General features: G+C 60.1%; 12 protein-coding genes and 1 pseudogene. 9 read left to right on the top strand and 4 right to left on the bottom strand.

Features of this window, described 5'->3' with window-relative positions; all coding sequences use genetic code 11:
• The first annotated feature begins 8 nt into the window (after nt 1-8).
• Complete coding sequence (gene ligD / locus ACIPUD_RS02230; protein ID WP_018460435.1) at nt 9-1,826, top strand: DNA ligase D; 1,818 nt, start codon at nt 9-11, stop codon at nt 1,824-1,826.
• Nucleotides 1,827-3,395: 1,569 nt separating this feature from the next.
• Here the strand turns inward: ligD and ACIPUD_RS02225 are convergent.
• Complete coding sequence (locus tag ACIPUD_RS02225; RefSeq protein ID WP_446480046.1) at nt 3,396-4,052, bottom strand: Crp/Fnr family transcriptional regulator; 657 nt, start codon at nt 4,050-4,052, stop codon at nt 3,396-3,398.
• Nucleotides 4,053-4,304: 252 nt separating this feature from the next.
• Between ACIPUD_RS02225 and ACIPUD_RS02220 the strand changes: the two are divergent.
• Nucleotides 4,305-5,063, top strand: a pseudogene (locus tag ACIPUD_RS02220) (IS110 family transposase); the annotation flags it as partial.
• An 846-nt stretch (nt 5,064-5,909) separates the two neighbouring features.
• Nucleotides 5,910-8,309, top strand: coding sequence for an EAL domain-containing protein (locus ACIPUD_RS02215; RefSeq protein ID WP_026234031.1), 2,400 nt, complete (start codon nt 5,910-5,912; stop codon nt 8,307-8,309).
• Nucleotides 8,310-9,964: 1,655 nt separating this feature from the next.
• Here the strand turns inward: ACIPUD_RS02215 and ACIPUD_RS02210 are convergent.
• Nucleotides 9,965-12,073, bottom strand: coding sequence for a HAMP domain-containing methyl-accepting chemotaxis protein (locus ACIPUD_RS02210; RefSeq protein ID WP_085360752.1), 2,109 nt, complete (start codon nt 12,071-12,073; stop codon nt 9,965-9,967).
• A gap of 119 nt (nt 12,074-12,192) precedes the next feature.
• Between ACIPUD_RS02210 and ACIPUD_RS02205 the strand changes: the two genes are divergently transcribed.
• Entirely contained in the window at nt 12,193-12,420 is a 228-nt protein-coding gene (locus ACIPUD_RS02205; protein ID WP_143273025.1) for a hypothetical protein, read from the top strand.
• A gap of 70 nt (nt 12,421-12,490) precedes the next feature.
• Here ACIPUD_RS02205 and ACIPUD_RS02200 read toward each other — a convergent pair whose 3' ends face one another.
• Nucleotides 12,491-13,501, bottom strand: a complete 1,011-nt coding sequence (locus ACIPUD_RS02200) for a PAS domain-containing protein (RefSeq protein WP_039801407.1) — start codon at nt 13,499-13,501, stop codon at nt 12,491-12,493.
• A 1,905-nt stretch (nt 13,502-15,406) separates the two neighbouring features.
• Here ACIPUD_RS02200 and ACIPUD_RS02195 point away from each other — a divergent pair.
• Complete coding sequence (locus ACIPUD_RS02195; RefSeq protein WP_143274136.1) at nt 15,407-15,733, top strand: lipocalin-like domain-containing protein; 327 nt, start codon at nt 15,407-15,409, stop codon at nt 15,731-15,733.
• A gap of 426 nt (nt 15,734-16,159) precedes the next feature.
• On the opposite strand, the gene ACIPUD_RS02190 is transcribed toward ACIPUD_RS02195, so the two are convergent.
• Nucleotides 16,160-16,699 carry a hypothetical protein gene (locus ACIPUD_RS02190; RefSeq protein WP_162847259.1) on the bottom strand — a complete coding sequence of 180 codons (540 nt, stop codon included), beginning with the start codon at nt 16,697-16,699 and terminating at the stop codon, nt 16,160-16,162.
• Between the two features lie 2,623 nt (nt 16,700-19,322).
• On the opposite strand from ACIPUD_RS02190, the gene ACIPUD_RS02185 reads away from it, so the two are divergent.
• The 4 genes from ACIPUD_RS02185 (at nt 19,323) to ACIPUD_RS02170 (ending at nt 23,687) form a co-directional block, all read left to right on the top strand.
• Complete coding sequence (locus ACIPUD_RS02185; RefSeq protein WP_085360748.1) at nt 19,323-19,835, top strand: septal ring lytic transglycosylase RlpA family protein; 513 nt, start codon at nt 19,323-19,325, stop codon at nt 19,833-19,835.
• A 184-nt stretch (nt 19,836-20,019) separates the two neighbouring features.
• On the top strand, nt 20,020-20,259 hold the full coding sequence (locus ACIPUD_RS02180; RefSeq protein WP_143274137.1) for a hypothetical protein: 240 nt from the start codon (nt 20,020-20,022) through the stop codon (nt 20,257-20,259).
• A gap of 1,300 nt (nt 20,260-21,559) precedes the next feature.
• Complete coding sequence (locus ACIPUD_RS02175; protein ID WP_446480045.1) at nt 21,560-22,345, top strand: hypothetical protein; 786 nt, start codon at nt 21,560-21,562, stop codon at nt 22,343-22,345.
• Between the two features lie 202 nt (nt 22,346-22,547).
• A complete protein-coding gene (locus ACIPUD_RS02170) occupies nt 22,548-23,687 on the top strand; it encodes an FAD-dependent oxidoreductase (protein ID WP_083926610.1) in 1,140 nt (379 codons plus the stop codon).
• Nucleotides 23,688-23,900: the final 213 nt, after the last annotated feature.

Genomic DNA, 23,900 nt, shown 5'->3' with positions numbered 1-23,900 from the left:
GAATCGCCATGTGTGCCGTGGCGTTGCGTCAGTCTCGTTGGGGAGTATCGCGTGTCCATGGCGCCACCAAAGTTGCGATTCCTGGTTACATCGAGCCGTGTGATCCCACGCTGCGCGAGAATCCGCCGCGCGGCAAGGACTGGGTCTACGAGATCAAGGCCGACGGCTACCGCGCTCAACTGCACCGGGGAGATGAGGACGCCAAGGTCTATTCGAAGACCGGCCTGGACTGGACGGAACAGTTCTCCTCGATCGCGGTGGGCGCGGCCAAACTCAAAGCAAACAGCTTGGTCATCGACGGCGAGGCCGTGGTGTACGGCAGTGGCGGCCTGCCGGATTTCCAGCAGCTCAGGCGAGAGCTCGGCCCGAAGCAAAGCGAGCGCGTGCGCTATCACGCCTTCGATCTCTTGTACCTCGACGGCTATGACCTGCGTGGCGTCGTGTACGAAGAGCGCAAGCGGTTGCTGCAGCGGCTTCTGAAGGACGCGCCCGAGACGTTCATGTACGTCGAGGCGCTTGCGGGCGACGGCAACGTAATCTTCGAAAAAGGGTGCCAGCTGGGGCTGGAAGGCCTGATCGGCAAGCGGCTCGGCGAGCCCTATCGCTCGGGCCGACAGGAGAGCTGGATCAAGCTCAAGTGCAAGAAGAGCGACGCCTTTCCGATCGTCGCGTTCGTGGAGAAGTTAGGGGCGCGCCCCCGGAAAGTGGCCTCGCTTTACGTCGGCCGGCGCGAGAACGGCAAGCTGCTCTATGCCGGCAAGGTGCGGACCGGCTACACCGAGACGACCGCGCGCGAATTGCGCGAGCGGCTCGATCCGTTGATCCGCAAGACGTCTCCCCTGGACGTGCCAGTCAAAAAGCCGAAGGCGACGTGGGTCGATCCGATCCTCGAAATCGAGGTCCGGTATGGCGCGCTGACCGATGATGGCCTGCTTCGCGAGGCCGTGTTCAAAGGCTTTCGCGATGATCTTGCGGTGCGCAAGGTCAAGGCGCCGCGCCTCGTGCCCTGCGCGGCCGGCCGCCCGAAGCTCGGCGTCCCCAGAGAGAACATCCTGCAGCTTCTGCCCGAAGCCGTTGCACCGTCCAAAGAAGAACTCGCCGACTACTGGCGCAGGGTGTGGAAGAAGGCCCTCCCGCACCTCGGCCATCGCCCGCTCAAGCTGGTGCGCCACGTGCAAGGCACCACCTTCTACCACAAGGGGCCGCTGCCGAAGGACATTCCGGCGGCCGTGCACCAGCTTCGTATTCAGAAGCGGGAGGGCGGCCAGGGAACGCGCCTGTGGGTCGACAGCCTCGATGGCCTCTTTGGTCTCGTCGAGATCGGCGCTGTCGAGCTGCACCCGTGGAATGCGACCGTCGAGGACTTCGAACATGCCGACCGTATCGTGATCGATCTCGATCCCGGCGAGGGCGTCGGCTGGGAGGCCGTCGTGGAGACCGCGCTCGATCTGCGCACGCTGATGAAGTGCGAGGGTTTCGAGACCTGGCCCAAGCTCACGGGCGGCAAAGGAATTCATCTGATGGCGCCACTGGCTCAGCCGATGCTGCACGACAAGGCGCATCGGATCGCGCATCAGCTCGTCTCCGCGCTCGCAGCGCGTCATCCAGACCGCTACCTTCTGTCTGCGCAATCAAAACGTCGCGGCCGCATCTTCCTCGATTATCTGCGCAATGGCCGCGGGACGACGGCGATCGGCACCTATTCCCCGCGAGCGCGCGAGGGATTTCCGATCGCAGCGCCCGTGACCTGGAAGCGCATCGAGAGCGGGATCGCGCCGGACGCCTTCTCCATCGACAGTCCATTTCGCGTCAAGCCAAGGAGGTGAGCCGTATGTCGGATGCATTCGATCTATGGGTGGAATGGCGCCACAAAACTCCCAAGTTCACTCCCTTCAGGTAGGTGGCTGCCGTCCGCGTTGCATGAGTCGCTTGACCGCAGCAATGGTGCGAACGAGCTGTCTAGGCCAGAGCGACCTACGTGGCGGAGTGACTATGAGAATGTAGAGCAGGTTCAGCAGCAGCCAGCAGCCGACCGCGATGAATATGTATTTCATACAAAAATCCCGGAACACCCGGCGACGACGGCAAAGTCCAAAGCATAAACTTGCGGAGCAGCTTTCTTATGATCGCCCGGCAGTCGGTGATGTAAAAACCGGGAACGAAACCATATAGCGAACTGCGTTACGGCGTCGCTCGAAATAAACAGCCAACAGTGCTGACAGTTTTCTGCAGTAGACCCCAGCCAGGTTGGGAGAAACAGCCGGGGCCGGTGTCCCATTGCACGTGCCGCAATCGGCCGTAATCGACACGCCCCAAGTTTCACATGCACAAGCTCAAACTATTTCGCCGGCGCCGTACTAGGGCACGTACTCATGAAGCGGCGGCCGCCTGATGTCCGGTTTGCCGCCAACATCGGCCAAAGAGCGGGTGGGCTCCGAGGTCGGAGATGGGCCAACACCGGAAGTCGAGGAACGACGCCCTGCCCGGCATAGCACCGGCTCACGTCGGAAAACGACGTCGCCACGCCGGACCAGCCGCTGATACACTTCACTTCTGCCGAGGCGGTGGTGAGCGCGGCGTCACGCGTGCCGCTGGCTACGAAGCCGCCGTCGGCCAACGCGTGGAAGAATGCTGTCCTCATACTCGGTCGGCTTGCAACGAATGTTGCTCTCACTCAGTGGTAAAGTTATTCGCGCTGTGGTTGGATTTTCGTTGGCGTTCGGCGCCCTGGAGTTGTTTGACGAAGTTTTCCTGAAACAATGAGCTGCTATAGTCTGTGTTAGCGTGACTTTGTTTTTTCGGGCAGACAATCAGGTCAACCAATCGGCTGTTGAGCTTGGAACTGGTGCAGTCTGCGAACGGGCTCACATCGAAGAGCCGTCTGAAGTGGCTACAATCACGCGAAGATCGCGGTGGAAAGATCTGACACTGACACTCAAACGGTGGGGGTGACGATGCCCGCCATATTCGACCTGCTCTATCGTGAATATTGCCGCGCCTGCCTCGCTGAAATGCGAAAGCAGCTTCTGATCCCAGCTGAACGCCCTGAAGCTCCAGACATGTGGGATTACAATCCTGCGGATCACAGCAGCGACGACAGGACCAACACACCGCACCGAACCGGTCACAGGCGTGCCGAACAGCGGCCCCGAGACAGGCGGCCTCTCCCGGCGCAGCAGTGACAGGCAACAGCTCGGGAGGCAACTATGAACACCCCAGAATGCTACACTGTAACGGTGGCTTGCGTCTCGTGTTTGACCATTATCGGTCTAATGCTTGTCGGGGCGTGGTGAACGTGAGCTACTTACCGCTAGACCGCGACCGTCGGCCGTTACTGAGCCGCAGGCAAGCACGAAGGTCCAGTCAAACAAAGAGCGGCGGCTCACTTTCGCGGATCAGGCGGCCACCAGCTCCTTGTCATACATGCGCTTGATTCTGTGTCGCATCACGGCGTAGCACTCGCAAGCGATCTTCTCGAGCCGCCTTCGGTCGATGTCTAGCATTCCGCGTCGGTCCGATAAGACGCCGCCCGCGGCCTGAAGTCTGCCCATCGTTAGCGTCACGGTCGTTCGGCGGACCCCGAGAAGTTGTGCGAGCGCCTCATGCGTTAGCTGGATTCCGCTCTCTGCGGTGTGGTCGTGAATCTCAAGCAACCATCGAGCCATGCGGCACTCCACCGGATACACCGCGTTGCAAGCTGCCGCGTTGTTAAGCTGCAACAATTGTGTGCGGAGATGGAGCCGTAGAACACGCCTGATCGTGTCGCTTTGCTCATAAGCAAGCTGCAATTGCGAAACAGGGACCTGGAGCGCGGCTCCAAGGACGTAGGCAGTTGCTGTGACTGGGGAGCGTGAAGGACTTAGGACGGAGAGAGCGCCGACCGCCCCTTCCGAGCCCATGAGAGTTGACGCGACAATGCGTCCGTCCGACATTTCAACTAGGAACGCTATGGCCCCGCTGAGGGGGAAATAGACCAGCTTGAACTCATCTCCCGTTCGCACCAGTACAGTATCAAGGTCGAACGACGTTTTCTGGGTGTAGGGCGCGAGCAAGTTAAGGTCCGCTGGCGGCGTTGCCGCCAGCAGCCTATTCCCAAGGCCATTCTGGAGCGAAATCGCCGGTATTCCTCTCAAGCACGCAGAAACAACGCGGCTCAAACCCTCGCCCAGGAGGCAGTTCCAATTTACTGACCATTTGTTTTCCGCGTGCCTCGGCTCGAACTTCCGCTAATGGAATGGTCCGGCCGTGCTGCGGCCCTGGCGGTACGAGAAGCTGGCAAGGGCGCCCAAGACAAGGAGCACGCCATGTCTCAGAAACTCGACGCTTCGCCCGCCGTCATCGGCATCGATATCGGCAAGAACTCGTTCCACATCATTGGCCAGAATCAGCGCGGCGGCATCGTGCTGCGGCAGAAGTGGTCGCGCGGCCAGGTGGAAACCCGGCTCGCCAACCTGCCGCCGTGCTTGATCGGCATGGAGGCCTGCGTCGGCGCGCATCACCTCAGTCGCAAGCTGCAAACGCTTGGCCACGACGCCCGCTTGATGCCGGCGAAATACGTGCGCCCCTATTCGAAGGGACAGAAGAACGACTTCCGAGATGCGGAAGCCATCGCCGAAGCGGTCCAACGCCCGACCATGAAGTTCGCCGCAACCAAGACCGCCGACCAGCTCGACCTGCATGCGCTGCACCGCGTGCGCGAGCGATTAGTCGGTCAGCGCACCGGCGTCATCAATCAGATCCGTGCGTTCCTGCTGGAGCGGGGCATCGCCGTGCGGCAAGGCCTGCGCTCCCTGCGGTCCGAGTTGCCGAGTATCCTCGCGACGCGCACCGATGTGCTCTCGCCTCGCATGTTGCGCATCATTGAGGATCTGGCGGGCGACTGGCGCCGGCTGGATGAGCGTATCGAGGACCTCTCCAGCGAGATCGAAGCATTGCCCCGTCAAGACAAAAGCTGCGAGCGACTGATGACGGTGCCCGGCATTGGCCCGATCATCTCGAGCGCGATGGTGGCTGCCATCGGCACTGGAGACGTGTTCTCGAAAGGCCGCGACTTCGGCGCCTGGCGCGTTAGCGCGAAGGGCTTTCCGGTACCTTCGCTTGGCGCTTTTCGAGCTGCTCCTCGACGTAGAGAAAGATCATTCGCCGGGTGTCCTGGTCAGTTATTTTCTGGAATGCCTTGATCAGGCGCAGCATCTCCAGATCATCTTCGATTATTCTGTTCGACATTGCAAAAGCCTCAAGGGAAAAGCAGCAGTCTCAAATCGGGAAAAGTATGCAATATCTCACGTACTACGGGAACATGGAAAATCAGCAGAAAGCTAATCCGTGCCGGCCCACCGCCGAGCCGGCGGAGGCGGCTCCGGCCATCCGCCTCAGAGCCAAGCTGAAGCCGGGGCACTCTCCGCCATCGCGCAGGAGCCCGGCAACTGAGGTGGCGTTACTCTCTGCGGCGTACCTTCGGCACTCTGCCATTCGTCCGCGCCCTCTCGGCAACATCCCAAATGTTGTCGCCCTTCGGCGGAGCGCGACGAATATAACCCGAAATATCCAGTTCGTTTCACCCCTCGGGTGGAGGTTGGAAACGCCCTTGTCAGCTCTAGGCAACCCAGCAGCGGTCGTCGCGTTGCTCCGCGGAGGCCGTTCTATTTGCGAGGCACCATGGACGAGAGCCTGCTCGTAACAATGATGCGCCGTCCCCTCTGCAAACCGGCGCTGCTGCTTGCGCGTCAAGATTGATTGTCCAGGCAAAGCCCATCGCCCGTTGAAAGAAGTTTGACGAATGTCGTTCGACTGACAACGAATGGTTGATTCTGGAAGCCTCTGTTCACCATCCGGCAAGCCGGTCCTCCTTCGTTACCTAAAATCCACCACTTCCCCGCTCTGGTGATCGCAGGCCTTGGGGGATGCTGATGTATCAAGTGCTCTACTGTCTGACCGATGAACACGATTGGCGACTGGTCGCGCTTGGGGGCGCGCTCTGCCTGCTCGCAAGTACGGCTGCGATCAGCCTGTTTCACCGGGCGCGCGCGACGCAAGGATCGGGCCGCCTGGTGTGGCTGGCGCTCGATGCAGTCGTTGCCGGCTGCGGCATCTGGGCGACGCATTTCATCGCGATGCTGGCCTACGGACCGGGCGCCAGCGGCGCCTATAATGTTCCGGTGACGCTGTTGTCGCTAATCTTCGCCATCGCCATCACCTTTGTTGGCTTGAGCGTTGCGGTCTCGACCATGCGACCGGGCCTCGTCGCTCTTGGCGGGGCGATCGTCGGCGGCGGTGTGGCGGCGATGCACTATACCGGCATGATGGCGCTCGAGATCCCTGCGCGCGTCAGCTGGGCGACGGGCACGGTGGCCGCTTCGATCCTGCTCGGGGTGGTTTTCGGCGCATTCGCGCTCCATGTCGCTGAACGGCGAGACAACTTGTCCGGCACGCTCGGTGCTGCGGTGCTGCTGACGGTCGCCATCGTCTCGCATCATTTTACGGCGATGGGCGCGGTGCAGCTGACGCCGGATCCGACGCTGCCGATCAGCGGCCTGTCGATCCCGCCGACGTCGCTGTCGGTTCTGACCGCGAGTGCTGCGGCTGCGATCATCGTGATCGCATTGGTCGCCGCGCTGCTCGATCGGCGGGCCAAGGGGGAATTGGGCCGCCAGCAGAGGGTGCTGGACACGGCGCTCGAGAACATGTCGCAGGGGCTCTGCATGTTCGACGCGGACGGCAAGATCATCCTGTTCAACGAGCGTTATGCCGCGATGCTCGGCCGCACCGACATCCTGCTCACCGGCCGGCTGCTGGTCGACGTGCTGCGGGAGGAGCAGGCGAAGGGTCAGTGGCAGGGCGATGCCGGCGAATTCTTCGCCCGCCTCGTCGCCGACGCGCGCGAGAGCCGCACCACGACCGACATCGTGACCAGGTTCGGCCGCTCCATCCGGGTCGTCAACCAGCCGATGCAGGGTGGCGGCTGGGTCGCGACCTTCGAGGACATCACCGAGTGGCTGGAGGCGCAGGCGAGGATCTCCCATATGGCCCGCCACGACGCGCTGACCGGCCTGCCCAACCGCATCCTATTCCACGAGCAGCTCGAGCATGGGCTGCGCCGGACCAATTCAGGCGACCAACTCGCCGTTCTCTGCCTCGATCTTGACCACTTCAAGGACATCAATGACTCGCTTGGCCATCCCATCGGTGATGCCTTGCTGAAGGAGGTCGGGCGCAGATTGGAGGCGACCGTCGGCGAGAGCGACACCGTGGCCCGGCTTGGCGGCGACGAGTTCGCCGTGGTCCTGATCGGGCGCTCCGAGGAAACCGCTGCAAGGTTCCTGGCCGGCCGTCTCGTCGAGGCGATCTCGGCGCCTTACGAGATCGACCACCATCAGATCGTGATCGGCGTCTCGATCGGCATCTCGCTGTCGCCGCAGGACGGCAGCCATCCGGACGAGCTGTTGAAGAATGCAGACCTTGCGCTATACCGCGCCAAGGCGGACGGTCGCGGCACCTATCGCTTCTTCGAGACCGGCATGGATGCGCGCGCGCAGGCGCGGCGGCTGCTGGAAATGGATCTGCGCGCGGCGCTGCAACGGAACGAATTCGAGGTGCACTACCAGCCGATCCGCGACGTCGCCACCAACCGCGTCGTCGCCTTCGAGGCGTTGCTGCGCTGGTCACATCCGCAGCGTGGCCTGATCGCGCCGATCAACTTCATTCCATTGGCGGAGGAGACAGGTCTCATCATCCAGCTCGGCGAGTTCGTGCTGCGCAGCGCCTGCGCCGACGCGGCGACCTGGCCCGACGATATTGACGTCGCCGTCAATTTGTCGCCGGTGCAGTTCAAGAGTCCGAACCTAATCGCATCCGTGACCGCGGCGCTGGAGGAGGCGGGACTGGAAGCCCGTCGTCTCGAGCTGGAGATCACTGAATCCGTGCTGCTGCAAAACGGTGAGGCGACGCTGACCACGTTGCATGAGCTGCGCGCCATGGGCGTGGGTATCTCGCTCGACGATTTCGGCACCGGCTATTCGTCGCTAAGCTATTTGCGCAGCTTCCCCTTCGACAAGATCAAGATCGACCGCTCTTTCGTCTCCGAGCTGGCAACCCGCGCCGATTCCATGGCGATCATCCGCGCCGTGACCGGCCTCGGCCGCAGCCTCGGCATCGTCACGACCGCTGAAGGGGTCGAGAACGACGCGCAGCTCGAGTTGCTCCGGCGCGAGGGCTGCACCCAGGCACAGGGCTATCTGTTCAGCAAGCCGCGGCCTGCCTGTGACGTGGCACTGATGCTGGAAGGGCCGCGGCTCCGAGCGTTGGCTTAACGAAATTATCAGAATGCCATCGCGGCACCGAGGCACAGCGCGGTAAGTCCGGCGGGCACGCCTGAGACGGTCGGGATCGTCGCTGCACGTCGCGTTGTCTGAGGTGCACTGGTCTCTCCCGAGATCCATCGCCGCGTGAGGGTAGCGCTCGACCTTCCGGTCCTTACTGTCTTCGGTCAGACCGAGCTCAGCCCGATTGTCGCGCAGACGAGCGTCGACATCCGGAGACTGAGTTCGTCCGGACCGCGGGAAAGCGCTCTGGAACGTCGGAAGTGCGCGTTGCGGATCCGATGGATCTTCGTATTTTGCCGACCGGCACTTAGGGCGTAATTCAAGTCCGTGGATATCAGACCCACAATCGGCTATCTCGACGCGCCGGAGAATGCGCGTCCGGCCATCACGGCTGACGGATGGCTGCGCACGGGCGACCTCGGGACGCTGGATAAGCGCGGCTACTTGCGTGTCACGGGCCGCCTCGAGGACATCCCGCGGCGGAGAGAATATTTACCCGGCCGAGGTCGAAACCTGCCTGCTGCAGCATCCCAACATTGCCGATGTTGCGGTGATAGCTCTGGTGGGGTGCCAGAGACTGTCACAGCCGTAGCGCGTTCGACCTCTGAAGCCAACGCGCTCAGATGATCGGCAAGCCTCGCGAACAATTCTCGTTTTCGCAGATCAGTGGCTAGATCGCTGATCGATTTGCAGTCGGCGGCATCGTTGCGGAGTCTGTCCAACTGCTCACGGATGTCTCTCATTTTAGAGTGCCCCCGGCAGCATCCTCTTCATTCAGTTGAATTGATCGAGGTGTACTTGAGCTCACGCCGATCTATTTCCGAACGGAGCAACTCAGCATAGTTGCGAAGATTGTCACCAACAATGCGGGAGCGGCCGCCATTCGCGCGATCAGCCAACACTTGCCGCCGCACACTTTCCCAAAGAGACAATAACGTCTGATCTTCCAAGCTTGAAAAGTTCATCCGCAGGCCCTCAGTAATTGGTCGCGCGGATGCTACCGCGTACTCGTGAGCCGGATTGTTCGGTTGCCGACATAGCTGTGGTGAAGCTACGCGCTCGTTGCACATCGGTCACACCGCTTGCATTGGTGAAGGGAGATATCGCGACCGCGGGATCTACCGTCGCATTAGCTAATCGATCGCTCGCGTCGCCGCTATTGCTGTAACGGGTCAGAGCGGTCGTGCGGCCGATTCCGCGCGACGGGACAAGATGTGGCTGCGTGGTCACCGACACCTGCTTCGAAGTATTGAAGGACGAACGTACGCGCTGCAGTACAATCCGTCCCGTGTCAGGCATAAGGGAGCATCTCCTGCAGCAAGCGATCCGCGGCGGATAGCTGATCAAGCCGAAGCACGAGCAGCTCGTTCAGCCGCGCTACCCGAGACTGAAATTCCTCACGTATCGATCCGTTATCCACATCTTCAAGCAGGCCATTGAGAACTCTAAGACATTCGATAACGACATTGACCTTCCGTCGCAGCAACTTAGTCCGTTCTGGTCTGGACGATCAGGTATCGCTCTCGACTAAATGGCAGCGGGATGATGTTGGCAGCCACCGGCTCGGACGCTCCATCACGGATCCTCGCTGGGACACTTCCAGCGTGACTCGCTGCTGTTGAGGTACTTGTCATGGAAGCACCTCAAGCTGCGCGCACAGTGATCAGGAACTTCTCGACCTCTGTCTTTAGCCGCGCGCTGTCGTTCGACAGCGTTTGCGCCGAGGCAAGCACCTGACTAGAGGCAGAGCCGGTTTCCGTGGCCCCTTGCTGCACCTCCGTGATGTTGGAGGCGACCTCGTGGGTACCTTGCGCGGCCTGTTGGACGTTGCGCGATATCTCCTGCGTAGCCATTCCCTGTTCTTCCACCGCGGCTGCAATGGCGGAAGAGATTTCTGAGATCCGACCGATCGTGCCGCTGATTTCCTTGATCGCGACGACGGAATCCTGGGTGGCGGCCTGTATATCGGCGATCTGGTGGCTGATCTCCCCAGTCGCCTTGGCAGTCTGTTCGGCGAGCGCCTTGACTTCGGAGGCAACGACAGCGAAGCCGCGTCCGGCCTCGCCGGCCCGCGCCGCTTCGATCGTTGCGTTCAGCGCCAAAAGGTTGGTCTGCCCCGCGATCGTATTGATCAGTTCGACCACGTCGCCGATACGAGTTGCCGCCTGTGACAGCTTGTTGACGCGATCGTTGGTTTTCTGTGCCTGATCCACCGCTGCGCCGGCAATCCTGGCTGCGTCCTGCACTTGGCGGCTGATTTCGATGACTGATGAGCTCATCTCTTCGGTGGCGCAGGCAACCGATTGAACGTTGCTCGAGGCTTCCTCGGAAGCCGCAACGACCATGCTAGAGCGCTGCTGGGTGCTCTCGGCTGTCCTGCTCAGGGTCTTGGCCGCCGCTTCGAGCTCGGTCGAGGATGATGAGAGCGTCTGGATGATTTCTCCGACCGCATCCTCAAAGCGTCCAGCGAGCTGGTGCATGTCCGTCTTGCGCTGGGCGGCCGCACGGGCCTCTGATTGCGCCTGTTCGGCCCGCAGCCGGTCGGTTTCGAACATATTGTCTTTGAAGACCTGAACCGCCTCGGCCATCTCGCCGACCTCGTCAGCGCGGCCGACACCTGGGATCGAGGTCGACGTATCGCCGCTCGCGAGCCTGCCCATGGCGGCGGTCATCCCCTGGATCGGGAGGGCGATCGCGCGAGCGGTCAGCAGCGCAATGGCGGCCCCGAGGCCCAGTCCTGCCGCAAGCAAGCCCCACAGGACCAGCCTCAGGAAGGATATGCTCGTCTGCACCTGATGGCTTTCCTCGGCAAGCATGCTGTTCTGGTTCGTCTTGATGCCTCCAGAGCGGGTGCCGTCGGCGCCCTTCGGCCCGTCGAGCAGATCGAGAATCTTCACCGCGCGCGGCGCCGCTTCCGTTATGAGAATATGCACGGGTGCATTCCAGTCCGCTGACTCCCGGAACGCGAACATCTTCTCGTAAAGGAGAACAAATTCGCCCCGCGCCTTCGTGATCTTCTCGAAAGAGAGCAGCTGAGACGGCGTAAGCAGGTCCTTCTTCGCACTCACGGCGGTATAGCCTTTTTCAAAGAGCTCCCACGGCTTGAAGAATTTCTCCTTGTCGTTCTTTTCGCCCGACAGGAGGTACATGCGAAGTTGAGCGGTGGCAGCGGCAAAATTGCCGCGCGTGTCCGCCATTGCTTTCAGCAATCTCTTACGCTCCGCCGTCGCCTCCTGGCCCTCCTCCTCGTTGATCATCTTGGTGATCTCGGAAAACATTGTTTCGGTGCGCGGACCGGCTTCGGTCACAAGTAGCTTTGTCGCTGGATATGCATCGGAAGTGAACGCGACGGCTTCGGCTTTGTCTTGGGCAGCTCGGAACTCTGCGAGCAGCGCCTTGGCCTCGGCCCATTTTCGGCTGTTCTCCGGGTTGGTAAAATGTACCGCCTTCTCATCGAAGCCGGCAACTGTGGCATCCATTTCCTTCCACATCGCGGCCCGATCTAGCTTGCCTTGCGGATTTCCGGTCAAGAGATAGCCACGCAATGTCGCCAGTGTGGAATAGAGATTGCCGACCAGCTCTGTGCTCGCGAGCGCGACGGGTGTCCGCAGGTTCACCATGCGATCGACGGTCGTGGAAATCCCGCCGACCGCAAACACGGTGTATCCGACTGAAAGCGCGATGATCGCGCATACGGAAAGAAATCCCGAAATCAGCCGGCCACGAATCCGAAGTTTGAGTTTGAAGGGCATGGCAACACTCCGCGGGTCATTGGACCCTTAAAAAGATTGGCAAGAATGGATTTGGATGTGACGCGCTTAGTCGCCGCAACCGACGGCGGCTTTTAGGTCAGATGGCAAAAAGATCCCTCGTGGGGTCACTCGATAATAAAACAGTAGCTCAGGTTTCCCGTCCCTACTTGAGCGTGCAGACCATGGTGAAGACAATTGGCTGCGAGTTGGTTAAGAAGAAATCGACCCTGATTTTCCTCACGCGCGCAAAAATTGCTGCTTCAGCGCGTATGACGAAATTAGCTCGGCGCATTTCGCAAATTTTTGGTTCGCCCGGCCGCGAAATGCGCGAGCAACCCAAAAACTGAGCCCCAAGACGGTCCTTCCAAAGCTACCTATGGAAAGTGAGATAGCCAGCTTGCGACAACTTGTCTCAAATCATCGTCGCGGCCGAACTGCAGGCTCGCCGACAGACGGGAACAAGAACTCGATTCCCGCATCCGAAAAGACGCGACGAAGAATCTCCGTCGTCTCGTCCGACATTGGGGGAGCATCATCGTACTCTTCAAGCCGACGAATGATGGCGGACGAAATCCCCGTTCGCGCGGCCAATTGTTTCACAGACCAATTTAGGATGCCGCGGGCTGCGCGCAGTTGCGCGCCCGTAAGCTGCGATGTTGCCGCGTGTTGAACGGAGAGCTTTTCCTGATGCACGTCAATGGAGAGACCCATCCATTCCTGGATGCTGCCGTCCGCATTGGTGACAGGCACGGCCGTACAATGATACCACCGATATGTATTGTCGGGCTCTCGCAGGCGATGCTCGACGCTGTACCGCCGTCCGGTCTCGACCGAGGCCGTCCAGCTTCTCAAGGCCGCCTCACGCTCGTCTTCGTGAAGAAGATCAGCCCAGCCTTTGCCAAGCAACCGATGCGCCTCTGGTGTCTTCTCGCCATTCGGCAGTGCCGTGATTCGACCGTCGGAACTACCGATCCACAGCAGACCGCCTACCACCTGGGTCAAAGCGCTGTAGCGCTCGGCGTCACTTCGCAGCGTCTGGACCAACCGACGTTGCGCTGTAATGTCGAGAGCGATCCCCAAAATACATTCCGGCTCACCTGCGCTATTCAGTAGCACTTCGGTATGGCAGTTAATCCAGCGCAAAGCGCCATTGGGCCGAATGATGCGAAATTCACCGTCGAGCAACGTCCGATCTATCATCAACTCGCTGGGACCGCGAGTCGGACCGCGATCGTCCGGATGAATCCTTCGTTGGATTTCGGTGTATGACGGCGACACCGCATGCGGATCCAATCCGAGCAGCCTAAAAAAGCCACGCGACCATTGCATCTGGCCGGCTGCATCACAGCGCCAGACACCTGCTCCCAGCTTTTCTTCAATCAAACGAAGCACATCGGATATACCGAGATGTGCCTCCAACTGCAGCAAATTAACCCCCGTTCTCAAATACAAACATTCAACTCTCAATTGCAGAACAATTCAACACTGATGTTTGAGTGAACCCGGCCATACGGTCGCAGGCCGGTGGAACGTCTCTCCACGGGCAACGCCAACGAGAGAGGGCAACGTCGTGCGGTCCTAGAGACCGCCTACACCTCAACCCGGCCAATCGGCTGCGCGCCATTCGACGAGGCCAATGACCCGAAAATCCCTTCCGGCACTGCTGATTTTCTCGAGCATGGTGGCACTGGTTGTCGCATTCGGATTTCTAGCACAGTAAGACCCGCGGATTGTGTGCGACGTCCTCTTTTCCCCCGATAGCGACTCAAATAGCGGACGTCGTGCACTTCGCATTTGGGCCAAGCGGTAGAGTAGCGCTCTAGATATTTGGAGGGGCCTCTTACCAGGCAGGCCCTGTTGCCGCGAGATGGTCTATGGACGCGAAATCAGCCACACGATTTAAACAGCACGTAGATCGGATCATGGAGAGTTATCCCTGGCGCTCACGCTCGCCCAAGAATCTCCAGTAGCTGAGTTTCTGAGATTGAGGACATCGGTCGGCGATATCATCTCTCGGAATAGACTCCGTGCTTCAGGAAAACATTTACAAAGATTATCCCGGTCTGGATGGCATGAAAGGCTGACTGATAACTTCGGCTTCGGGTCAAAGAACGAACCCGCTCTCGCGGGAGGGCTGGCGGCGCGGTCCGCCGATCACGTCTACCGCTGTAACCGTTTGAACGAGCACAGGTGACGGGCGGGCGCTCCGTCTGCAGGATCGAGGGGTCAAGCACTCCAACCTCAAGACAGGAGCCCCCAATGAGCGAGAAGCCCATCAGCCCGCTGCGCCAACGCAGGCTCGACGACATGAACATGCGCAGGTTCGTACCCGATACGCAACGCGAGTATATCCGCGCCGTCAAGAGGCTTTCCTCAGCCCTTCCCCCGACAGTGCGACGGCGGAAGAGCTGCGCGCGTTCCAGCTGCATCTGACCGAGACCCTGAGGCGGTGGACGCCGGGTGCGTCGCCTATTTGCGCAAGCCGTTCGCACGGCAAACCTTGCGGGATGCCATTGCGAGAGTACTGGCGTAACAGGCGCGGCGCTCCATCGGGGTAGGTCAATTGGGCGCCCATAACCTCAGCAGACTGAACCGCAGGTTGTTCGGCTAGGTGTGAGGCTAGTGAGAACGGGGCTGTCCGTTTTGATCCTGCGCAAGCCGGAGAGTTGCGCTGCTTGAGCAACGGCCAATGGCGAACTAGACCATGTACTCCGCGAAGTGGACAAGTCCGTTCTGGCTTCAAACCGGAGATGGCCGGCTCGCTAGGGCGCTACGGAACTGCTCAATGTATTCCGCTGGCAGGTCCCTTTGAGATCGCGCGCGTTGCAGCTTCAAGACGGGCCGCGATCTCGCTCATCCGGCGCGCCAGATCTTGGAGCGTTGTTGGCTGTACTGGGCCGGCGCCCCTTGGGGAATTCAGCTCCGTTTGCAGGTGCTCGAACTCTGCCTTGCACCGCTCCAGCTCGGCGAGAAGCATTGCGAGATCATCCATTTGGCCGAATGCGCCTCATTCCGGTGAGCTGGGGCCGTCGTACCAGATCAGGGGCAGGCGCGGCACTTGGGAAATTTACGGGTGGGCCGACCCGCTCTCCGCCGCAGGTCGATGATCCCGAGACACACATCTGGGTAGGAGATCAGCCGGCATTCCTGCTGGGTTGGCGGTTGGCACGTGGGTACTGCGGCTAGTCTGTGTCTGTGGGTGGGCCCGCTGTCCAGGTTAGATCGGAATGGCATCGTGTGGGTTTTCATCGCCGATTTTGACCCCGAAGCTCACGCCGACCTTGATCTCACGTGACCGTAGTTGAACAATTAAATTTTGTGGTGGAGGACATAATGAACAAAGCCATTGTTGCTATCGGGCTTGGGCTTGCCCTGTCGGGCGCAGCATTCGCGCAAGAGAAGTCGGCTAAGGAACAGCTTGTTGGTGCGTGGACGCTAGTCGCTGTTACCAGTGAAATGGACGACGGCCAAATAGGCGAACCCTTCGGTCCTTCCCCAAAGGGTGTGATGATTTTCTCAGATGATGGCCATTTCTCGCTTTTCCAATCGCGCGCGGAAATTCCAAAGATTGCGGCTAATGACCGAGCCAAGGCGACGCCCGAGGAGGCGCAAAGTATCGTGGCGTCAAGCATTTGCCTATTACGGCACATACTCGGTTGACGAAAATACAAAAGGTATGATGGTCAACCTTGCAGCCAGCACCTCCGCGAACGTCGCCGCCATTCCCAATCAGAAAAGAACGATTACTTTGCTAAACTCAGACGAACTAAAATTCGACAATCCCTGAACTCCAAACGGTATGACGCTGCGAACCACTTGGAAGCGCGTAGCGGCGCCCCAGTCGAATTTGAACGGCGGCAATCGCACGCGACATAACGCCACTCTGTAAAAAACCGGAAAACCAACCGGCTGGTTCTCGTCAGATGGTGTCAGAGCGTTGGGCACCAGACGAAAATCGGCCCCGACCAACACGGGGGGCTGGCGGTCGGGGGCCGTCCCTTCCAGTGCGCCACAGGCGGCGGTCGTGGGCACACGCGCTGACGTTCGGGTAGCGACAAACCGGTACACCAGCTGGCGCGCGCTCTTTCAGGCCGCAACGTGTGGATTGACAACTGTATAGCCGCGCAACGATCGCGCGTGCATCCTTGTCGCGTGTCCGCCTGAGTTGGCGTCATACGCCATCCAAATGTCGCCTCTGAGATGCTGTTCTAGTACGAAGACGTGCCCACGGCGTGCCGCGACCATTCCGGGCGACGGCGACGTACGCGGAAAGCGTAGCCAGTTGGCTGCGAGGTTTAGTTCAGGCACCACACGACCAAACACGCGCAGCGCTGCGCCACAACCACAGAATGCCGCCGGGCAGCCGGGCGGCCGACCCCCGGCGATCCGGCTCTCAGCAGGGACCCTCATCGCCAAGCTGTTGGCTGCGGTTACTACGAGTTTTTTGGGACGATACGCCTGCAGAGAATATTGCGAAATTCGTTCGCCGCGCGTCTGCGCGGACGAGAAGTCACATGGCATGATCACGTTGCATTCGGGCGCGTGGCCGATGCGGTAGGGTCTTGCTTCCGAACAGATCGAGCTGAGGACAACGAAGAGACACGCAGAAAATACTTGCTTGAACATTGCAGGGCTCCAAAATGAGGTCCTGCCCGGAGTACCAAGCAACAAACAACAATTTGGCCGAAAAGCGGCCAAGGTTAACAGCGATCGCGGTCCAATATCGTCAACCCTCACGGCCAGACGTTGCGACGCTATCTGATTAACTCGCAGAGAGAGAGAGAGAGAGAGAGAGAGAGAGAGAGAGAGAGAGAGAGAGAGAGAGAGCCTTGCACTCGTCCGACTTGTCAAGTCTGCTCCGGGGTGACCACCGGCAACGCTCGGATCGAGCGATATAATTTCCGCTTCGCGCCCCTGAGCGGCTGCCGGTGTAGATGGAGCCCTAACAAAAGGCCCCGACGCATTCCACGTCGGGCCCTTAAGATCGTCGAGCCGGTTACATCCGCCGTGCCCTCTGATGCTTGATGTGTCGATTACCGCCCACGATCTAGTGCAGAGCGTGCACTGCGGCCGCAATAGCAAGGCCGTTTGAACAGTCGTCATAACACGCGCGTCGATGTTAATGCCACGAGGTTCCCGCACCTGGACGGTTGCTTGGGCAACAATTAAAAGTCGAACCGCTCGTTCCTGCGCGCCATGAAGATTTTGGAAGCCACGAGCCGCGGCGAAATGTCAATTCATGATCGTAAGCAGATCCGAACCAACCCGGCGTAGCTCTCGCTTTTTCTCGACCGGTCAGCCCGAGCTCTCACGCACCAGCCGGGCAATTCTGCGAGGACCATCCCACACCTCTACGGCGGGGTACGTATCGAGAAATTTCTCTGCTCGCGTTCTGGCGTCTTCATCCGTCGGACTGTCAATTTGATAAACCGCCCGAGCAACGCCGGATAAATCGACCACATACGCAACGTACCGCATGGCAGTTCCCAAGTGCCGGAAGCTACAATACGACTCCGCCAACTGTGACGGCCTTCGTTTCATCTTACTTTCGAACCTTTGACGAGCGCCGGCTGGTGATCGAGACTTGCTCTTGGACAACCTGCCGCGCCTCCACCTCGCCTGTTGGTTTAGGAGGGCAGGAACTCTCTTTCGGAGGTTCTCTTGCCAGCCATCGCAGTATTCTAGAACAATTTACGAGGCTCCCAAGATCGACCTATGGCTTAGGAACCAACCGGCGCCTACGGACCCGAATACCCGAATATCCGTTTCGGTTGGAGTTCGTTCCGCAATGGGGACCGGGGCGCCCCTTCCCCGGTTGCAGAGAGCCATGCTTGCGCAGGGGTCGAGGCCGTTCCGCGCGACGCGCGCTGCATTCACAAGATCCTCCGGCATCCGTTCTTCATGAGCTTGCGCGAGGATCTGTAATGGCGCGCCTCACCCCCGCCGAAAGTGGTTCGCTACAGAGGAGGTGGCGCAGGCTTGAATTGATGAGAACGATCGGGAGGGCGTCGGCTTCGAGTACGAGGTGATCGGCGCGCCAGCGTGACCTTCATTGGCAAGCCATGTCGCAGAGCCAGCGCGCGGCCGCCCGGCGGATAGGATCGAGAGAACAACCCCTCGCGCGTGGCCCAATTGTGCCGAAACATACAGCCAGCCAGGGCGCGCGCGAAAGCTGCGGCGTGGTCATCCGAGGTTCAGGAAGGAACGTCTAAGGTTGGTCAGCGGGGATGAGTTCCGCCGGAGTAGCATGGATGAAATACAAACTTACACTTGCCGCAATAACCGTTCTCGGTGGGGCGGCATTCTCAATTGCAACGGCATCGGCAATGCCCGTTGCTCCGTTGGGACAATCAAACATCGCGAACGTTGAGACGGTAGCTCTGGTTTGCGGCCGGCACGGATGCGTCCGAACTCGCCCGGTCTATCGTCCTGCCTATCGCCGCGGCGTAGTCGTTGTTCGTCGGCCTTATGCCCATCGGTACTATCGGCGGTACTGATCAGAGGTTTCGTTCACGTAAACTGGCGTATCCTACTTGTAAAAAGGCCGCCAACTGAGGCGGCCTTTGGTTCTTTGCTCAACGGTTTTAGTGAAGAGAGAGGACAGCGGCCACGTTAAACGCCAGTAGAACCAGAGCGCATGCGCCAGCTGACAGCAGTCCCTATGTCACCGGCCTCCTTCGCGCATGCATTCCTGTGGGAGAAGTGGTAGCCAACTGCTGAGGTCCGACATTTTCTGGCGTTATTTGGATGTCATCCAACAACTTCGCGAGTTCGTTTCGGAGATTTATGTTCATAACAATTGCTCCGAGGCAGTTTCGCTGAAGAAGCACGAAAGACGCAAACTGCCGGCGATTAGAATAACACAGAAGAGCCGTGTACGGTTGCGATCCACTGCGAGCGAGGCTGGATAACGCGCGGAGCTTCTTACGCGGCTCGCGGCATCTCGCCCCACGAGCTGCCCGTGGCCTGTTCAATGTCCTGCTCGTCTCTATAATCAGGCGAACTGATTTCGCCACTGAACCGCCAGGTTGACGCTGCTTCGCAAAGCGTGGAGCTCTAGAACGGCTCGCCGGTTCTCGTGAATGCGCTGCAGCGGACTATCTGCTTGTTGCACTGCTTCCACTCTTCGCCATGCAACACATTCAAATCGGTATCAAATCACCTCTCTACACATGAATCCCGATGTGCCGGAACGCGCCTTATGAGTTTGCATTGTTTCTCAGTTTGGTGATTTGTAGTGAGGTCGATCATGCGTCCGCTTTCTGGAATGATCGTGATTGCAGCGGTCTCAATCTGGACGGGGCTTCACGCCGCCCCAGCCGTTGGGCAAACATTCAATGATAGATGGTCCATCGTGCCAGACGCTCACGCCGAGCCCGCTCCTGAAGGACTCGATAAGACAAAGAAGGAGGAGCCGCAAGCGCAACGCCCGAGCGGACAAGAGCCCCTGAAAGATCGTTCAGGCGCTCAATTTTTCAATCGAGTTATTTCCGGAAAAGCCTCCTACTATTCGTATTCCAAAGGCAAGACAGCGAGCGGTTCATCGTTTGATCGGAATCTACTAACCGCGGCGCATCGCCGTCTGCCGTTCGGCACGAGAGTCCGCGTCATTGATCTCGAGACGAACAAGTCGGTGGTGGTTCGTATCACCGACCGCGGACCATGGGTCCGTGGCCGCGTCCTCGACCTCTCGCTGGCGGCTGCGCGCAGCTTGGGGATTACGAATCGTGGCGTGGCTCAGGTTCGTGCTGAGGTGTTGTAGCGGACGACCATGCCCTGCGAAAACACGCGACCGCCGCCCACGCGCCCTTACGTCAATAGTCCGCCTTTTGGCCTGAAACGAATCTGCCGTGTCTCTAAAGAACCCTGACGCTATCGCGGCCCTCGTATCCGTCCTCAGGCTCGTCCACGGAGACGAAGTCGCGCGAACCATGCTCCTGGAGGGTATGAGCCTCGCCACGCTGACGGACACGATGTTCTCCGCGCCGATAGCACATCGCGATGCCGTTCGATACGTCGCGAGTGCCTTAGATGACTTCGCCATTACACCAGAACTTGGCTCCGTCTGGCATCTTCGTTACCTGTATGATGATCAACCCGGCTCATTTCGCGTCGTCGATATGGAGATAGCCACGCCGGCCGGTACGCTGTCCAGCAACGACCTTTGGCTTCGGCTGCCCGTCTAACTTGCAATGCGGACCGTGCTTCGACGATTAGCCGGAGCCCCCTGCCCTACGTGCCGGCCTTGTAGGTCTGGATCGTGCCGGCCGTTATCTCACAGCATGAGAGGGCGCGGCTGCAGCTCATCGATGCCTTTCCCGGCAGGGCTGCGTCTTTACATGCCATGGCCTGAGCCCGGTTGGCCGCGATGATCCAACTGCTCCCGCGCCCGTTCACGTAGGCGAAATTGCGAGATCGGTGACGCCCAGCGAGCTCTGAAATCTTGATCTAACTTGCATCCTGCGTGCAGGCTGGCAGCTCTCTTAAATCCGCGGCGGATCGACCTTCCGAGCACGAACGCGACGAAGAGCGACTGCAAGGAAGATTTTAGAAGCTACAATCGAAACCGGCGTGTGCAGAAAGTATTCGCAGTTGAGCGGCACGAGGCGTGCCAAAGGACACTATGCCCGTCGAAGTCGGAAGAGCCCAGCAGGACAAAGAAGTTCAAATCCTTGCAGGCGGATGTCCACAGTGGCATCACGTATCGCCATTTAGCCGAGTTACCGTAGTTCCTTACTGTAGCTTATTTCTAGAGCCGTCCACGGTTTGCGAAAAATGAACGTCTTCGCGAAAGCTTAGCGCCCAGAGTTTGGAGGAGTGGATATCCTCGGCGCGGCGAGAACCAGGGACCAGTAGCTCGCCCCCTTCCGCGAAAGCGCTCTGCGTTTTTTCCGCGCGGAGCTTGCCACTTCTACGGTTCGAGCCACGTTGACACATTAGATCGCGGGAGCCGCTAGGCTCAGTCGCGCTTGACCCGAAGTGAGGTGTGGGGCTCCCGGCTGACGGTTAGCATCACAAGCCACCTGCGGAATCCTCCGCGAAAAGTGTGGAGAGGTAGTCTGGAGCGGCCGGATTATGGGCGCGATGATGATGCGCAAGGAGCCCGCGAGCGCGCCCAGGAGGCCGTTCGAGAAGCCGACGGGCGGAGGCGGAAGCCTGGTCCGTCCGCATGGAATGCTACGGTGGCCCTGCGCAGCCCTGCCCGACGATCGATCAATGCTTAGTGGCGGACTCGCCTGGCTGGAGGTTGAGTGCGCCCGCTGCAAGACACGCGAGCCTGCCATTCGACGTCATACATCGGCATAAGCACACGCCGCTCTGGAGTTTAGGCGCTTTTTCCTGCCTCGATCAGCCTCGAACTTTCGGCGATCGGACTCATTTGCCGACGGCGCCTTCGCGCGCAGCGCTGGGCCCGAGCGCACAGGCTAAAACTGTGCTAAACAACGAAAGTCAGCACCATCGTCAAGGGTTCACATGGAGCACCAAATGGCTTCCACGCGGGACGACAGCGTCGCGGAACGGCAGATCGCGGAGGAGCTTTCGCACCTGACGCGCAAGGCGGAAGACGGTGCCTCGGTCCAGCCGACCATGGAGACGTCTCGCGCACCGGCAACGAACCATCAACCGACGAAACAGCCCCACGTGGCCTTCGTCTGCTCTCTGTTGGCTGTGTCCTTTGCTGCTTGGTGGTGGTGGTCGTCCTCCGCACAACCGGCGATGAGGGCCCCTTCGGACCCTGCACCCCTGACGCGGGGCCCCCGAGATGCTGCGGCGCCGAAAGACGCGGCGCCGTCTTCAATCGCCCTGGTTTCCGACTTGACGCAGCAGCTGCAGTCGATGACGCGCGATCTCGCTGCCTTGAGGCAAGCAGTCGAACAGCTTAACGTGACGCAAGAGAAATTGGTCCACGACAATGAAAATGTGGCGCGCCAACTCAAGACAGGCCAGGAAGAACTCGCACGTAACAGCCGTGTCATCGACGATGTCAAAGGGATCCAGATCCAGATGGCCCGCGAAAGTCAAACGCTCACCGATCGCCTCAACGCAAACCAGGAGCAACTCGCCCGCGCCACGGCGAACGCCTCAGCACCAAAGGAGATGATGCCTGAAGGTACGAACGCAATCCCAGAAAAGCCACAGGTCATGCAGGAAGTACCATTGCCGCGTCCACGGCAGTCGGCCAATGTTGCCCAGGCGCCAAAGCCGGCGCCAATTGCCAGACCGCAAACTATAAAACCGCAACCGTCGTTATCGTGGCCATGGTCGCGCTAAGCCGCGACCGACCTGCTCCTGCGGCCGAAACTAAAGCTATGGAGACGGGCGCCGTTGACTGCGGCTCCTATTCAGACTTTCGGATCTGGCCCGCTGTCGCCCCGCGGTCCCTTTCGCTACGTAATCGCCCTCCCGTAGACCTTGTAAACCCGCGAAATCATCAGGATGATCAGCGAGTCGTAGCATCGCTCGCGAGGCCTTCATGCGAAAATGCGAAGTCGCCGTGCTGGGTCTAGGACTCATGGGCGGAGCAGCGCTCAACTCATTGTTGGATGCCGGCGTCGATGCGCTCGGCTTCGACCCTGTCGGACCCGGTTCGGATCGAGGCTCGTCACATGGTTCATGTCGAATTTTCCGTCGCTTCAATTTCGAAAACCCCAACTACACCAGCCTGAGCGACGAGGCTCATGCCGGTTGGATCCGGCTGCAGGCCGAAAGCCGTCAAACGGTTCTGACGGAAACCCCTGTTTTGGAGGCAGGCCTCCCCGGCTCTGCGATGGTGGCGTCGTCACGCGCGGCCGCGATCGCGAAAGGGCGCCCTGATCCGATGTTGACCGCGACCGTAGCGAACAAGGAATTTCCGGCTTTCGCCCTGCCCGACGACTGGGACGTCGTAGTACAAGACGGTGGCGCGATACTGCGGACCGGTGTCGTCATGAGACTGATGCGCTCACGCGCCGGCAACCGTGTGATTCCGGAACGCGCGAGCTTCACGCCGCACCACGACGGCGTATCGATCCGCACGGTGACCGAAGAGTTCTTCGCCGAGCGCGCGATTCTGGCGCTGGGTCCATGGCTCGGTCGCGCACTCCCGACACTGGGCGCGCTGCTCAACGTGACCCGACAGGCGGTCGGCTGGTTCAAGCCGACCCGCCCTGACACTGTGGCGCTCGGTCGTTTCCCGATCTTCATTCTGGACCGAGGTCCGAACGACGTGGTCTACGGCTTTCCGGACTTCGAACAGCGCGGCGTCAAAGCGGCGCCTCACAACCACGGGCCCGTCGTCGGCCCCGACGACTGGGGTCCGCAGGCCACCGAGGCCGAACTCCGCCCGGTCGGCGATGCGTTGGCGGCCCTTGTCCCGGGCGCGGCCGGGCCAATCATCGATCGAGACGTCTGCCTCTACACCAACACCGTGCCCGCCGACCGCCTGCCCGATGCGGGCGAGGAATTCATCATCGATCGCTGGCCGGATTCCCGCCTAATCGTCTGCTCCGCGTGTTCAGGCCACGGTGCGAAGTTCGCGCCTGCCATCGGGCAAAGGCTTGCCCGACTGGCCACCGATCCGTCCTACGAAGCGGAGTCCTTCTTTCAGCTTTCCCGATATTCTCAATTCGCCTGAGCGGATATCGCGGCGTGGCCGGATCGGCTACGTTACCCTGGCGGTGTCACTGGCCGATATGTTCTGCGCCGGCGAGCTTCGGCGCGGGACCTCCGAATTCGCGCGCGAAGACTATTGAAGCGCGAATTGAGCCTTGAGCCGTGGTGTGAATCGGCGTGGCCCGAGGCTGATCGGCACGATAAGTCTCTGATTCACATCACATTGGAGGGGGCA

It is taken from the genome of Bradyrhizobium sp. CAR08 (genome assembly GCF_052871955.1).
The sequence above is the reverse complement of the archived record's forward strand: the minus strand, read 5'-3'. Positions and strand labels throughout refer to the sequence as shown.